This window comes from Streptomyces sp. NPDC058008, from assembly GCF_042886395.1.
In the GTDB taxonomy this organism is placed as follows: Bacteria; Actinomycetota; Actinomycetes; order Streptomycetales; family Streptomycetaceae; genus Streptomyces.
Map to the genome: position 1 here is coordinate 1 of NZ_JBHVQX010000059.1, position 13491 is coordinate 13491.

The window sequence follows — 13491 nt, forward strand, 5'->3', positions numbered from 1 at the left end:
CCGCGCATTTTCAAACCCCCCACCCCCCGGCCCCCCCCGCCCAAAACCCCGGCGGCGGGGGGCGCCGCCGTATTGTCTAGACACCACCGGTCGCGCACGGCCGTCGTGTCGGCGCAGGCAGCACCGGTTCGCCCCGAAGGAGCCCCTCATGACCCCGCCCGTCGTCCACTCGCTGCGCGAACAGATCCGCGAGCACATCGTGGAAGGGATAGTCAGCGGGCGCTGGAAACCGGGCGAGCGGATCGTGGAGCGCCGTATCGCCACCGAGCTGGAGGTCAGCCAGACGCCCGTGCGCGAGGCGCTGCGGGAGCTGGAGACGCTGCGGCTGATCGAGTCGGCGCCCAACAAGGGTGTCCGGGTACGCAATCTCACCGCGGCCGACCTGGAGGAGAGCTACCCCGTACGGGCCGGGCTGGAGCAGATCGCGGCGGAGCTGGCGGCCCCCGCGCTGGGCGAGGACTGCTCGGCGCTCACCCCGCACGTGGCGGCGCTGTACGAGGCGGACCGGCTGGCCGACGGAGAGGCCCAGGTGCGGCACACGGTGGCCTTCCACCGGGAGATGGTCCGGGCCGCCGGCAACGCCGTCCTGCTGCACACCTGGGAGGGGCTGGGCATCGAGGTGTTCACGGCCCTGTCGATCCGCTGGCTGGGCACGGTGCAGAAGTCGTACGCGGAGGAGCACGAGGCCCTCATCGAGGCGTTCCTGCGGCGTGACCCGCAGATCGGTGTGCTGGTGAAGGAGCACGTCCTGGGGTGCGCGCCGCGTGCCTGAGGACCGACTGCGGAAAGGCGCGCCCATCTGCGGCGCGGGTCGCTCGACCGTGCAGGTCAGTGCCCGTTTCACCCCCTTGATCCCGTCACTGCGTGCCCCATTTCGCGGCACCGCATGCCACTTTTCTTCATATCGAGAAGTTTTGCCGTTCATCCTTTGATCGATCATCGATCGGCGACTTACAGTTCACTCGCGGGCCCACCGGCCCGATCGCCCTGTCCTGCCAGTCAGGGCCTTCTCCACCCCCCTCCACTCCGGAAGGCGGCGATCATGACCGACCCCGTAGCAAAGCTTCCGAGCGAGCTCGACCAGCTCCCGGACCGCGACCCCGAGGAGACCGCCGAATGGGCGGCCTCCCTGGACGCCGTCACCAAGGCCGCGGGCCCGCACCGCGCCGCGTACCTGATGCGGCGTTCGCTCCAGCACGCTGAGGGCGCCGGCATCGCGCTGCCCAAGCTGCTGGAGAGCGATTACGTCAACACCATCCCCACCTCCGCCGAGCCCGCGTTCGACGGCGACCTGGAGATGGAATCGCGGATCACCGCGTGGAACCGCTGGAACGCGGCCGCGATGGTGACCCGTGGCGCCCGGTACGGCGTCGGCGGCCACATCGCCACGTTCGCCTCCGCGGCCTGGCTGTACGAGACCGGCTTCAACCACTTCTTCCGCGGCAAGGAGGGTGACGGCTCCGGCGACCAGCTCTACATCCAGGGCCACGCCTCGCCCGGCATCTACGCCCGCGCCTTCCTCGACGGCCGCCTCGGCGAGCAGCAGCTCGACAACTTCCGCCAGGAGGCGGGCGGCGACGGCCTGCCGTCCTACCCGCACCCGCGGCGGCTGCCCTGGCTGTGGGAGTTCCCCACGGTATCGATGGGCCTCGGCCCGCTCTCGGCGATCTACCAGGCGCGCTTCAACCGCTATCTGGCCAACCGCAAGATCAAGGACACGTCGAACTCGCACGTCTGGGCCTTCCTGGGCGACGGCGAGATGGACGAGCCCGAGTCGACCGCGGCCCTCGCCCTCGCGGCCCGTGAGCAGCTCGACAACCTGACCTTCGTCATCAACTGCAACCTCCAGCGCCTCGACGGCCCGGTCCGCGCCAACTTCCGCGTGGTCCAGGAGCTGGAGGGCGCGTTCCGCGGGGCCGGCTGGAACGTCATCAAGACGCTCTGGGGCAACGCCTGGGACGAGCTCTTCCAGCTGGACACCACGGGCGCGCTGATCCGCCGGCTCCGCGAGGTCCCGGACGCGCAGTTCCAGACGTACGCGACGCGCGACGTGGCGTACATCCGCGAGCACTTCTTCGGTGCCGAGCCCGCGCTCGCCGAGCTGGCGAAACTGCTGAGCGACGCGAAGATCGCCGAGTGTTTCTACAGCTCCCGCGGTGGCCACGAGGCCCGCAAGGTGTACGCGGCCTACCGTGCCGCCCTGGAGCACAAGGGCGCGCCGACCGTGATCCTGGCCCAGACGGTCAAGGGCTACACGCTCGGCAAGGGCTTCGAGTCCAAGAACGCCAACCACCAGATGAAGAAGCTGTCGATCGACGAGTTCAAGGGCATGCGCGAGCTGCTCGGCCTCCCGATCCCGGACAGCGCCTTCGAGGACGGGCTGGTCCCCTACGGCCACCCGGGCGCCGACTCCCCCGAGGTCCGCTACCTCCAGGAGCGCCGCGCCGCCCTCGGCGGTCCGGCCCCCGCCCGCCGGGTGCACGCGGTGGCGCTGCCCGAGCCCGAGGAGCGCGCCTTCAAGGCCCTGTACAAGGGGTCCGGCAAGCAGGAGATGGCCACCACCATGGCGTTCGTCCGCCTGGTGAAGGACCTGATGCGGGACAAGGAGACCGGCAGGCGCTGGGTTCCGATCGTCCCGGACGAGGCCCGTACCTTCGGTATGGAGTCGCTGTTCCCCTCGGCCGGCATCTACTCCCCGCTGGGCCAGACGTACGAGCCGGTCGACCGCGACCAGCTGATGTACTACAAGGAGGCCAAGGACGGCCAGATCCTCAACGAGGGGATCACCGAGGCCGGCGCCATGGCCGACTTCATCGCCGCCGCTTCGTCGTACGCGACGCACGGCGAGACGATGATCCCGTTCTACATCTTCTACTCGATGTTCGGCTGGCAGCGGACCGGCGACCAGATGTGGCAGCTCGCCGACCAGCTCGGCAAGGGCTTCATCGTAGGCGCCACGGCGGGCCGCACGACCCTGACGGGTGAGGGCCTCCAGCACGCGGACGGCCACTCGCACCTGATCGCGTCCACGAACCCCGCGTCGCTCAACTACGACCCGGCGTTCGCGTACGAGATCGCGGTGATCGTCAAGGACGGTCTGCGGCGGATGTACGGCCCGCAGCCCGAGGACGTCTTCTACTACCTGACGGTCTACAACGAGCCGAAGCAGCAGCCCGCGATGCCCGAGGGCGTCGAGGAGGGCATCGTCAAGGGGCTCTACCGCTTCAAGGAGGGCACGCCCGCCGCCGCGGACGCGCCCAGGATCCAGCTGCTGGGCTCCGGCACCGCGATCCACTGGGCGCTCGAGGCCCAGGAACTGCTGGCCGCCGACTGGGGTGTCACGGCCGACGTCTGGTCCGCCACCTCGTGGGGCGAGCTGCGCCGCGACGCGCTGGAGTCCGACGAGGCCCTGCTCCGCGGTGAGGAGCGCGTGCCGTACGTGACGCAGGCGCTGTCCGGTGCGCCGGGCCCGGTCCTCGCGGTCAGCGACTGGATGCGCGCGGTCCCGGACCAGATCAGCCAGTGGGTGGAGCAGGACTGGTCCTCGCTGGGCACGGACGGCTTCGGCCTCTCCGACACCCGCGCGGGTGCCCGCCGCCACTTCGGCGTCGACCCGCAGTCCGTCACGGTGGCCGCGCTGGCCCAGCTCGCGCGCCGCGGTGAGATCCCGGCCTCCAAGGTCAAGGAGGCCCGGGAGAAGTACGGGATGTGAGTCCGCGCGGGGGTGGGTACCGGGTCTCCCGGTACCCACCCCCGCCGTCGTCACCGGGTCCGGCCCACAATGGGTCGCATGCGCGCTGCCCGGCTGATCAAGATGGTGCTGCTCCTGCAGTCCCGGCCCTCCATGACCGCCGCCGAGCTGGCGCGGGAGCTGGAGGTGTCGGAGCGCACCGTGACCCGGGACGCCCAGGCGCTGTCCGAGGCGGGCGTGCCCGTGTACGCGGACCGCGGCCGGACCGGCGGCTACCGGCTCGTGGGCGGTTACCGGACACGTCTCACGGGGCTGGCCCGCCACGAGGCCGAGGCCCTCTTCCTGTCCGGACTCCCGTCCGCCCTGCGCGAGATGGGGCTCGACGACGCCGCCTCGGCGGCCCGGCTGAAGGTCTCGGCGGCCCTCCTGCCCTCGCTCCGGGACGCCTCGGACACCGCCGCGCAGCGCTTCCACCTGGACGCCCCCGGCTGGTACCACGATCCGGCCACCCCCGAGCTGCTGCCCGCCGTCGCCGAGGCGGTCTGGGACGACCGACTCGTCCGGGCCCGTTACCGCCGCCGCCCGTCGGGCGAGGTGGAGCGGGAGCTGGCCCCGTACGGGCTCGTCCTCAAGGCGGGGGTCTGGTACCTGTGCGCGCGGGCCGGTGACGACTTCCGGGTGTACCGGATCGACCGGTTCACCGCCGTCGAGGTGTCGCGGGACCGCTTCGCACGCGACCGGGCCTTCGACCTGCCGCGCTTCTGGGAGGAGCGGGCCGCGCAGTTCGCCCGGTCACTCCTGCGCGCCGAGGTGACCCTGCGGCTGTCGCAGGAGGGGGCACGGCGGCTGCCGCACACCGTGGACCGGGCCGCCGCCGACGAGGCGCTGGCCGGGGCCACCGCACCGGACGCCGACGGGCTGCGCACGGTGGTCCTGCCGGTGGAGTCCGAGGAGGTGGCGTACGACCAGCTGCTGGTCCTCGGGGCCGAGGCGGAGGTCCTGGCTCCCGCCGCTCTGCGCGAACGTTTTGCCGATACCGCCGAACGACTGCGCGACCTCTACTGCTGAACTGGCCCGGAAGTGATGCCCGGAACCGTAATTCCGGTGTCTGGGCGTGCGTCGCCCCCCGTCGGGGCAGATGCTGGACCCGTGATGGACGAGACGGAGTTCTGGGAGATCGTCGACAGTACCCGCGAGGCCGCCGGGGGCGACCCCGAGGACCACGCCGATCTGCTCGTGGAGCGGCTGGCGCGGCTCGATCCGGACTCCGTGCTGGACTTCGCCAGGCACTTCGAGGCCCGCTACAACCGCGCGTACCGCTGGGACCTGTGGGGCGCGGCGGCGGTGCTGCTGGGCGGGGCGAGCGACGACGCGTTCGACTACTTCCGCTGCTGGCTCATCGCGCAGGGCCGGGAGGTCTTCGAGGGCGCGATGCACGACCCGGACAGCCTGGCCGAGCTGCTCGACGACTTCGACGAGGAGATCGACGGGGACGGCGAGGACCTGGGCTACGCCGCCGACGAGGCCTACGAGCAGCTGACCGGGGTGGTCGCTCCGGACCTGGGGCTGCCGCCGCAGGCGGCGGAACCGGCGGGTACGCCCTTCGGCTTCGACGACGACGCGGCGCTGGCGGAGCGCTTCCCCGCCCTCTGGGAACGCTTCGGCCCGGCCTGAGGCGGGCCGGGTCCGGCCGGTCGGCGAACGACACCGCACCGGGACGTCGTCGGCGTACCGTCCGCCCGGGAAGAGCTCCCCCGACGGTGAAGCCCTCCGCCGCGTGGAGCGCCCACGCCGCCGTGTCGCGGCCGGGCACGCGCAGGGTGGGCCTGCTCGCGCCCCGGCGCGGCCTGCCAGGAGGCGCGCGGCACGGCCCGGCCGGCGACGGCGAGGCCCCGCGCCCGGCGGACGTGGGCGCGGCGGGCGAGCGGGGCGCACCTCGCCCGTGCCGGTGACCGCCTCGGCGGCCAGGTGGTCGCGCGGGCGGGTGCCACTCGTCGGAGGAGGGCCCGTACGGCGGCGGGGGCATCGGCCGCACGGCGTGCGGGGTCGGCCGGGAGGCCCGGTCGAGCTCCCCGTGCCCCGTCCGTCCCGTCCCCGGGCACGGCGGGACGGACGGGGCACGGGAACGGGAACCACGGCACGGACGTGGCCGCCACCGCGCCCTGCGTGTTCCCCGCCCCCTCCGGCGCTCCGCTTCCGTGTGACCGGAGGCACATGGGGCAGGATGGGCGTCATGCTGCGCTCCCGAATCGCTGTCACCGGATCGACCGGCCTCATCGGAGCCGCGCTCGTGCGCTCGCTCCGCGCCGACGGGCACGAGGTGGTCCGCCTGGTGCGCCGCCCCGCCACGACGGGCGACGAGGTGGAGTGGGACCCGAAACGCCAGTACGTCGACGTGGCGGGCCTGGTCGGCTGCGACGCGGTCGTCCACCTGGCCGGGGCCGGGGTGGGGGACCACCGGTGGACCGAGGCCTACAAGCGGGAGATCCGGGACAGCCGGGTGCTGGGTACGGCGGCGGTGTCCGAGGCGGTCGCCTCCCTGGACACCCCGCCGAAGGTACTGCTGTCCGGTTCCGCCATCGGCTTCTACGGGGACACCGGGGACCGTGCCGTCGACGAGGGCGCCCCGCCCGGCGAGGGCTTCCTGCCGTCGGTGTGCGTGGAGTGGGAGGAGGCCACGGCTCCGGCCGAGGAGGCGGGCGTGCGCACGGTGCACGCGCGCACCGGGCTGGTCGTCTCGCGGCGCGGCGGGGCCTGGGGGCGGCTCTTCCCGCTGTTCAGGGCGGGGCTCGGCGGACGGATGGGCAACGGCCGGCAGTACTGGAGCTTCATCGCGCTGCACGACCACGTCGCGGCGCTGCGGCACGTCCTGGACACGGAGACGCTGTCCGGTCCGGTGAATCTGACCGGTCCCTCCCCCGTCACCAACGCGGAGGTGACGGCCGCCATGGGCCGGGTGCTGTCACGTCCGACGCTGTTCACCGCCCCGGCGCCCGCCCTGAAGCTGGCGCTCGGGGAATTCGCGGGGGACGTCCTGGGCAGCCAGCGGGTGCTGCCCGGCCAACTTCTCGACTCCGGCTTCGTGTTCGCCTTCCCCGGGATCGACGACGCCATCCGCGCCGAGCTGCGCTGACCATGGCCCGGCCTGCCCGGGGATCCCGCGCCGGGCCCGCCGTGCGACCCCGTGCACCGGTGCCCGGGGTGCGTGCGACTGCGCCTCTCTCGGCCATCCACCTAGCCTCGATGCGAACTCCGGTATTCCGGGGGCCTGTCGGGGGCAATAGCCCCCCACCAGTCGCACCGACTCGGGGAGGGGAACGTGCTGAGGGCACACACAGCAGACCACGCGGATGTGGTCATCATCGGGGCCGGCACCGCCGGCCTGTCAGCGGCGCACCAGCTGATCAGCGCGGGAGTGGACGTCACCGTCCTGGAGGCCGCCCCGCGGGTGGGCGGCCGGATGGCCACGGACGACATGGACGGATTCCGGCTCGACCACCTGGGTCCGCTGCTCAGTTCCGCGTACCCGGAACTGAGCGCCGGCCAGGGGCTCGACGGGCTGGCGCTCCGGGACTTCGCCCCCGGGATCCTCGTCCACAGCGCGGGACGGCGCTACCGGGCCGGGGACGTACGGAGCGCGCGGGGCGCACTGCGCGCCGTGCGCTCCCGGGCGAGCGCCCCTCGCGCACCGCTCGGTGGGGCGGCACCGCTCGGCGGGGCGATCGAGCAGGCCAGGCTCGGAGCCTGGCTGGCCCGTCTCGCCGCGGCTCCGGAGTCCCGCATCCTGGCACGGCCGGACGGAGCCGCGCTCGAGTCCCTGTCGGCGCGCGGCCTCCCGCCCCGGACCGTCGGGGGGTTCCTGCGCCCCCTGCTCTCGGCGCTGCTCGGGGACCCCGGGCTCACCACGTCGTCGAGCCGGATGGCCGACCTCGCGCTCCAGGACTACGCGCGCGGCCGGCTCTGCGTCCCGGCGGGCGGCTCCGACGCGCTGCCCGAGCTGCTGGCCGCCACCCTGCCGCCGGGGACCGTCCGCACCGGGGTGCAGGTGACGGCCGCCGACACCACCTCCGTGCGCACCGAGGAGCACGGCGAGCTGGGCTGCCGGTCACTCCTGCTGGCCACCGGTGCGGGGGCCGCGGCGGAGCTGCTGCCGGGCCTGCGCACGCCCGCGTTCCACCCGGTGACCGTGCTGCACCACACCGTCGCGCAGGCGTCGGCACCTCCGACCGGGGCCCGGCTGCTGCTGGACGGGGACCGTTCGGGGCCCGTCGCGCACACCGCCGTGATGAGCGAGGTCGATCCGTCCCGGGCCCCGCGCGGGCGGGCCCTGATCACCTCGACGGTGCTGGGCCCCCCGCCGGCGGACCTCGACGGCGAGGTGCGCGCGCACCTCGCCACGCTGTACGGCACGCCCACCGGCGACTGGGAGCTGCTGGCCGCCCGTCATGACCCGGAGGCGGTCCCCGCCATGCCGGCGCCGCACGATCCGCGGCGGCCGGTCCGGCTGCTCGCCGGGCTGTACGTGTGCGGCGACCACCGCGACACCAGCACGGTCCAGGGGGCGCTGCGCTCCGGCAGGCGCGCCGCCTCGGCGATCCTCAGGGACCTGGGGGTGCCCCGGCGGCAGGGGGACGGGAGGGAGCTGCCCGCGGCCGCGTAGGGCGTGTTCCGGAGGGAGGGCGGGCCCGGTCCGGTGCCGCCGGGAGCGCCGGGTCAGCCCAGCGCGGCGACCCGGTCGCGGTACCCCCGGACGGCGACGGCGTCCCTGTACGGCTCCAGGCGGCGCTCGAAGTCCCTCACGTACTCCGTCGCGCGCACCGACCGCATCTCCGCCGCCTGCTGGGCCGCCTCGGCGCCCAGCAGGCACGCCTGGTCGAGCTCACCGAGCCCGAGCCGCGCGGAGGCGAGCACCACGCGGCAGAACAGCCTGCTCCGGGCGTACGCGGGTGCGCGCAGCTGGAGCGAGCGCTCGGCGTGCTGGGCGGCGGCGCGGTACTGCCGCAGATCGCGGTGGCAGTGGCCGAACTCGTCGGCCAGCTGGGCCTCGTCGAAGTAGCGGGCCCAGTGCGGCACGTCATCCCCGGGGCGGGAGATCCCCAGGGCGCGTTCGGCCCGTACGAGCGCGGCGACGCAGGCCCGTGTCTCGGCGAGGACGCCGTGTCCGCGCGCCTCGACGGCGTGCAGCAGGGCCAGCACGACGGGCGGGGCGGCGGAGCCGATGCCCTGCTGGGCGACGCGTGCGAGCTGCACGGCCTCCCTGCCGTGCCCGAGGTAGACCGCCTGACGGCTCATCGTGATCAGCACGAAGGCGCCGTAGGCCCGGTCCCCGGCGGCCTGGGCGAGCCGCAGCGCCTGGACGAAGTAGCGCTGGGCCAGGCCGTGCGCCGCGATGTCGTACGAGGTCCAGCCCGCCAGCCGCGTCAGGTCGGCCGCGGCGGAGAACAGCCTGCGGCCGATCGCCTCGCCGTAGCTCCCCCGGAGCATGGGCTCGGCCTCGTGTTCCAGGTACCGGACGAGGGCCTGCCTGGCGTGGCCGCCGCCGTAGGTGTTGTCGAGCGCGCGGAAGAGCTCCCCCACCGAGCGCAGCGCCGCGACGTCGCCGCTGCCGACCCGCTGGCCCGTGCCGCGCTCGGTCTGGCGCTGGCGCGGGACCCCGGGGGGCGGTGTCGCGGGGGCGGGCGGGCGCGAGGAGCCCGGTCCGCGGGTGCCGCCGGTCCGTGCGCCGAGGGGGCCGGCCACGGGTGCCGCCAGGGTGCCGGGCCCGCCGACCTGGTGGAGCCCGTGCGCGGGCCTGCCGCCGCGGGCCTCGGCGGGCGTGCGCGGGGCGGGCAGGCCGGCCGCTCCGGCCCCCCGGTCGGGCGGCTCTCCCCGGCCGGCCCATTCGTCGGGCCGCCCGATCAGCCAGTCCCGGCTGGGGACGACCAGTCCGGCGGGGGTGAAGGCGATCCTGCGCAGCTCCGCGTGGCTGCCCGAGTCCTTGCGCCAGAGACCGCTGACGATGTCGACGGCCTCGGCGGGCGTGGCGGCGAACTCCAGGCCGGCGTAGACGGGCGCGCACGCGTCCAGGCCGAGGTCCTGCGCGGAGAGCCTGCGCCCGAGGCGTCTGGTGAAGACCTCCGCGATCAGTGCGGGAGTGGTGCCCCGGGGCTGCTGACCGCGCAGCCACCGGGTGACCGAGGTCTTGTCGTATCGCAGGTCCAGCCCGTGTTCGAGGCCCAGCTGGTCCACCCGGCGGGCCAGGCCCGCGTGGGAGAAGCCGGCCTCCGTGATGAGGGCGGAGAGGCGCCTGTTCGGGGTGCGCTGCGGAGGTCGTTCCGACATCAGCTGTGAGGTCTCCTGCCTTCGGCGCCGGACGGGCAGCCCTGACGGGCTCCCCCACGATTGGGAGCGGGCGAGCCCGTTATGGAACGGCGCGAATTTAACCGTCCCGGCAGGGGCCCCGGGGGCCTTCGCTCCACGTTCATCCGATCGTGTGAGGATTGTCGGATCGCTGACGGAATCCACCCGCGCGCGACCTGCCGGACCCGGTCCTCCGGAGCGGTCGTACAGTGGCCGGGGGCGCACATCAGTGCATGGTGCCGTGGTTCCGGGGATACCCCCCGGCCCTCCGGCACCGCGAGTAGGGAGGCACCCGAGTGAGTGAGCTGCGGTTCGTCCGTCTGGGGTTCGGCGAGGAAGCCGTCGACTACCGGGAGGCATGGCAGAAGCAGCGCGAGGTGCACGCCGCCCGGTTCGAGGACACCGTCCCCGACACCTGCCTGCTCCTCGAGCACCCGCCGGTCTACACGGCGGGGCGGCGCACCACGGAGGGCGAACGCCCGCTGGACGGCACCCCGGTCGTCGACGTGGACCGCGGCGGGAAGATCACCTGGCACGGCCCGGGACAGCTCGTCGGCTACCCGATCCTCAAGCTTCCCCGCCCGGTGGACGTGGTCGCCCACGTCCGCCGCCTCGAGGACGCCCTGATCCGCGCGGCCGCCGCGTTCGGCGTGGAGACGAGCCGGGTCGAGGGACGCAGCGGGGTCTGGGTGCTCGGCGATCCGGTCGAGGACCGGCCCGCACCGGCCGGGCTCTCGCTGGACCTCGACCCCCGGATGCGGGACGAGGAGTTCGATCCCCGGATGAACGGCCCCGAGTACGCGCCGTCCAACGCCGGCCAGCGCCGCGAGGACCGCAAGCTGGCCGCGATCGGCATCCGGGTCGCCAAGGGCGTCACGATGCACGGCTTCGCCCTGAACGTGAACCCGGACAACACCTGGTTCGACCGGATCGTGCCGTGCGGCATCCGGGACGCCGGCGTGACCTCGCTCGCGTACGAGCTGGGCCGGGAGATCACGGTCGCGGAGGTCCTCCCGGTCGTCGAGAAGCACCTGCGGGACGTCCTGGAGAACGCGGCGCCGGCGCCCCGCCCCGTCGAGGCCGCGCTGCCCCGAAGGACCGCGGCCCCCGCCTGAACCGCACGGCGGGGCCGGAATAGGCCCCGTCGGCCACAGGTTGGCCATACGCAAGACCGTTCTAACCACGGGCGTACCCTGGTGTTCGCCGAAGAATCCAATGCAGCGAAAGCAAAGGGGTGCCGGAGTGTCCGGTGTCGCACCCGACGGGCGCAAGATGCTGCGCCTGGAGGTCCGAAACAGCCAGACCCCCATCGAGCGCAAGCCCGAGTGGATCAAAACCCGGGCGAAGATGGGCCCCGAGTACACGAAGATGCAGGCGCTCGTGAAGGGCGAGGGCCTGCACACCGTGTGCCAGGAGGCCGGCTGTCCGAACATCTACGAGTGCTGGGAGGACCGCGAGGCGACGTTCCTCATCGGCGGCGACCAGTGCACCCGGCGATGCGACTTCTGCCAGATCGACACGGGGAAGCCGCAGGCGCTGGACCGTGACGAGCCGCGCCGCGTCGGCGAGTCCGTCGTGACGATGGACCTGAACTACGCCACCATCACCGGCGTCGCACGCGACGACCTGGAGGACGGCGGCGCCTGGCTGTACGCGGAGACCGTGCGCCAGATCCACGCGCAGACCGCCGGGCGGGAGGGTGGCGCCACCAAGGTGGAGCTGCTGATCCCCGACTTCAACGCGGAGCCCGCGCAGCTCGCCGAGGTCTTCTCCTCGCGCCCCCAGGTGCTCGCGCACAACGTCGAGACGGTGCCGCGGATCTTCAAGCGGATCCGTCCGGGCTTCCGCTACGAGCGCTCCCTGGAGGTCATCACGCGGGCCCGGCAGGCCGGCCTGGTGACGAAGTCCAACCTGATCCTCGGCATGGGCGAGACCCGCGAGGAGGTCAGCGAAGCGCTCCGGGACCTGTACGACGCGGGGTGCGAGCTGATCACGATCACGCAGTACCTCCGGCCCTCCGCGCGGCACCACCCGGTCGAACGCTGGGTGAAGCCGCACGAGTTCGTGGAGCTGAAGGACGAGGCCGACGCGATCGGCTACTCCGGTGTCATGTCGGGGCCGCTGGTGCGTTCCTCGTACCGCGCGGGACGTCTCTTCCAGCAGGCGATGGAGCGGCGCGGCGCGACCGCACCGGCCGTGTGAATCGGCACACAAGGGATCACTGAACAGTAGGAGCCGCGACGACGCGGCCCGTACGCCCCTCGCAGGTGAGGGCCCCGTATGGGCCGCGTCGGCGTGCGCGGCACCGGAATCAGAGTTTCATTGGTGTTTGACCGACCGGTCATGCACTGGTAACACCGAGCAGTGACCCTAGGTACTCACGCGGTGGTTCCCGCAGCCGCCGAGGTCATCGCTTCCCGCTACCCAGTGCGCGCCCGGCGCGCGCATCCGCTCCGAGGGGGAACACCCAGATGCACGCCGCACCGGTCCGAGCCACCGCCATCCCGACCGTCACCACCGCGCTGCGCGCGGTGGAGTCGCTGCTGATGAGCAGCGGCCAGCGCACCGCCCGCCGCAACGCCTGGACGGCGGTCCTGGAGGACCGCCGCAGGGCGCAGGACCGGGTGGAGGCCGAGCATGTGCTGAAGGCTGTGGCGGACCACCGTTCCTAGGTCACTCCCGGGCCACGTAAACTTCCGTACATGGCGAGGAAGGCAAAATCTGAAGGCGCGGACAGCGCCGAGAACGCGGGGCGGCTCAAGCAGATCGCCCTGACCTACAAGATGACCAGGCGGACGGACCCCAAGGTGGGTCTTGTCGTCGCGGGTGTGGGAATCGTCACCTTCGGTGTCCTCCTCGCCGTCGGTTTCCTGATCGGTCACCCGGTCTACGCGGGCATCCTGGGCTTCGTCCTGGCCTTCCTCGCGATGGCGATCATCTTCGGACGCCGTGCCGAGCGCGCGGCCTTCGGTCAGATGGAGGGTCAGCCGGGCGCGGCGGCGGCGGTGCTGGACCGGGTGGGGCGGGGCTGGACCACGACTCCGGCCGTCGCGATGAACCGCAGCCAGGATGTCGTCCACCGGGCGGTCGGCAAGGCGGGCATCGTCCTGGTGGCCGAGGGCAACCCGAACCGGGTGAAGAGCCTGCTGGCGGCCGAGAAGAAGCGGATGGCCCGCATCGTCATCGACGTACCGGTGCACGACATCATCGTCGGCGACGGCGAGGGCCAGGTGCCGCTGAAGAAGGTGCGCACCACGATGCTGAAGCTCCCGCGGGTCCTCACCGGCCCGCAGGTGACCGCCGCCAACGACCGGCTCCGGGCGATGGGCGACCTGATGAGCAACATGCCGCTGCCGAAGGGCCCGATGCCGAAGGGTATGCGGATGCCGCGCGGCGGAAAGATGCGCTGACCGAGCACATGTGACGAGAGCGGCCCCCGGACGAACACGTCGTCCGGGGGC

11 protein-coding genes are annotated in these 13491 nt (G+C 73.2%); 10 read left to right on the forward strand and 1 reads right to left on the reverse strand.

Annotated elements, in window-relative coordinates; translation table 11 throughout:
* Positions 1-148: 148 nt before the first annotated feature.
* The 6 genes from ACFVS9_RS33780 to ACFVS9_RS33805 all read left to right on the forward strand — a co-directional run bounded on the left by ACFVS9_RS33780 (position 149) and on the right by ACFVS9_RS33805 (position 8351).
* Complete coding sequence (locus ACFVS9_RS33780) at positions 149-772, forward strand: GntR family transcriptional regulator (RefSeq protein WP_383118951.1); 624 nt, start codon at positions 149-151, stop codon at positions 770-772.
* Between the two features lie 270 nt (positions 773-1042).
* Complete coding sequence (gene aceE / locus ACFVS9_RS33785) at positions 1043-3712, forward strand: pyruvate dehydrogenase (acetyl-transferring), homodimeric type (protein WP_389938771.1); 2670 nt, start codon at positions 1043-1045, stop codon at positions 3710-3712.
* A gap of 78 nt (positions 3713-3790) precedes the next feature.
* Entirely contained in the window at positions 3791-4759 is a 969-nt protein-coding gene (locus tag ACFVS9_RS33790) for a helix-turn-helix transcriptional regulator (protein WP_389938774.1), read from the forward strand.
* Between the two features lie 84 nt (positions 4760-4843).
* A complete protein-coding gene (locus ACFVS9_RS33795) occupies positions 4844-5365 on the forward strand; it encodes a DUF4240 domain-containing protein (protein WP_383118952.1) in 522 nt (173 codons plus the stop codon).
* Positions 5366-5924: 559 nt separating this feature from the next.
* Positions 5925-6824 carry a TIGR01777 family oxidoreductase gene (locus tag ACFVS9_RS33800; RefSeq protein WP_389938777.1) on the forward strand — a complete coding sequence of 300 codons (900 nt, stop codon included), beginning with the start codon at positions 5925-5927 and terminating at the stop codon, positions 6822-6824.
* A 186-nt stretch (positions 6825-7010) separates the two neighbouring features.
* A complete protein-coding gene (locus ACFVS9_RS33805) occupies positions 7011-8351 on the forward strand; it encodes an NAD(P)/FAD-dependent oxidoreductase (protein WP_383118843.1) in 1341 nt (446 codons plus the stop codon).
* Between the two features lie 53 nt (positions 8352-8404).
* Here ACFVS9_RS33805 and ACFVS9_RS33810 read toward each other — a convergent pair whose 3' ends face one another.
* Positions 8405-10012 carry a regulator gene (locus ACFVS9_RS33810; protein ID WP_389938780.1) on the reverse strand — a complete coding sequence of 536 codons (1608 nt, stop codon included), beginning with the start codon at positions 10010-10012 and terminating at the stop codon, positions 8405-8407.
* Between the two features lie 314 nt (positions 10013-10326).
* On the opposite strand from ACFVS9_RS33810, the gene lipB reads away from it, so the two are divergent.
* The 4 genes from lipB to ACFVS9_RS33830 all read left to right on the forward strand — a co-directional run bounded on the left by lipB (position 10327) and on the right by ACFVS9_RS33830 (position 13440).
* On the forward strand, positions 10327-11145 hold the full coding sequence (gene lipB, locus ACFVS9_RS33815) for a lipoyl(octanoyl) transferase LipB (protein WP_389938783.1): 819 nt from the start codon (positions 10327-10329) through the stop codon (positions 11143-11145).
* 127 nt (positions 11146-11272) lie between these two features.
* Positions 11273-12232 (forward strand): lipoyl synthase, encoded by a 960-nt coding sequence (gene lipA / locus ACFVS9_RS33820; RefSeq protein ID WP_389938786.1) that lies wholly within the window; start codon positions 11273-11275, stop codon positions 12230-12232.
* Between the two features lie 269 nt (positions 12233-12501).
* Positions 12502-12702 carry a hypothetical protein gene (locus ACFVS9_RS33825; protein WP_031093775.1) on the forward strand — a complete coding sequence of 67 codons (201 nt, stop codon included), beginning with the start codon at positions 12502-12504 and terminating at the stop codon, positions 12700-12702.
* 30 nt (positions 12703-12732) lie between these two features.
* Entirely contained in the window at positions 12733-13440 is a 708-nt protein-coding gene (locus ACFVS9_RS33830) for a DUF4191 domain-containing protein (protein WP_383118839.1), read from the forward strand.
* The last annotated feature ends 51 nt before the right edge of the window (positions 13441-13491 follow it).

Excerpts from the sequence above, each read along its gene's own strand:
- ACFVS9_RS33825 (WP_031093775.1), top strand. The coding sequence starts at position 12,502 with ATGCACGCCGCACCGGTCCGAGCCACCGCCATCCCGACCGTCACCACC.
- ACFVS9_RS33790 (WP_389938774.1), top strand. The coding sequence starts at position 3,791 with ATGCGCGCTGCCCGGCTGATCAAGATGGTGCTGCTCCTGCAGTCCCGG.
- ACFVS9_RS33795 (WP_383118952.1), top strand. The coding sequence starts at position 4,844 with ATGGACGAGACGGAGTTCTGGGAGATCGTCGACAGTACCCGCGAGGCC.
- ACFVS9_RS33810 (WP_389938780.1), bottom strand. The coding sequence starts at position 10,012 with ATGTCGGAACGACCTCCGCAGCGCACCCCGAACAGGCGCCTCTCCGCC.
- ACFVS9_RS33800 (WP_389938777.1), top strand. The coding sequence starts at position 5,925 with ATGCTGCGCTCCCGAATCGCTGTCACCGGATCGACCGGCCTCATCGGA.
- aceE (WP_389938771.1), top strand. The coding sequence starts at position 1,043 with ATGACCGACCCCGTAGCAAAGCTTCCGAGCGAGCTCGACCAGCTCCCG.
- ACFVS9_RS33830 (WP_383118839.1), top strand. The coding sequence starts at position 12,733 with ATGGCGAGGAAGGCAAAATCTGAAGGCGCGGACAGCGCCGAGAACGCG.
- ACFVS9_RS33780 (WP_383118951.1), top strand. The coding sequence starts at position 149 with ATGACCCCGCCCGTCGTCCACTCGCTGCGCGAACAGATCCGCGAGCAC.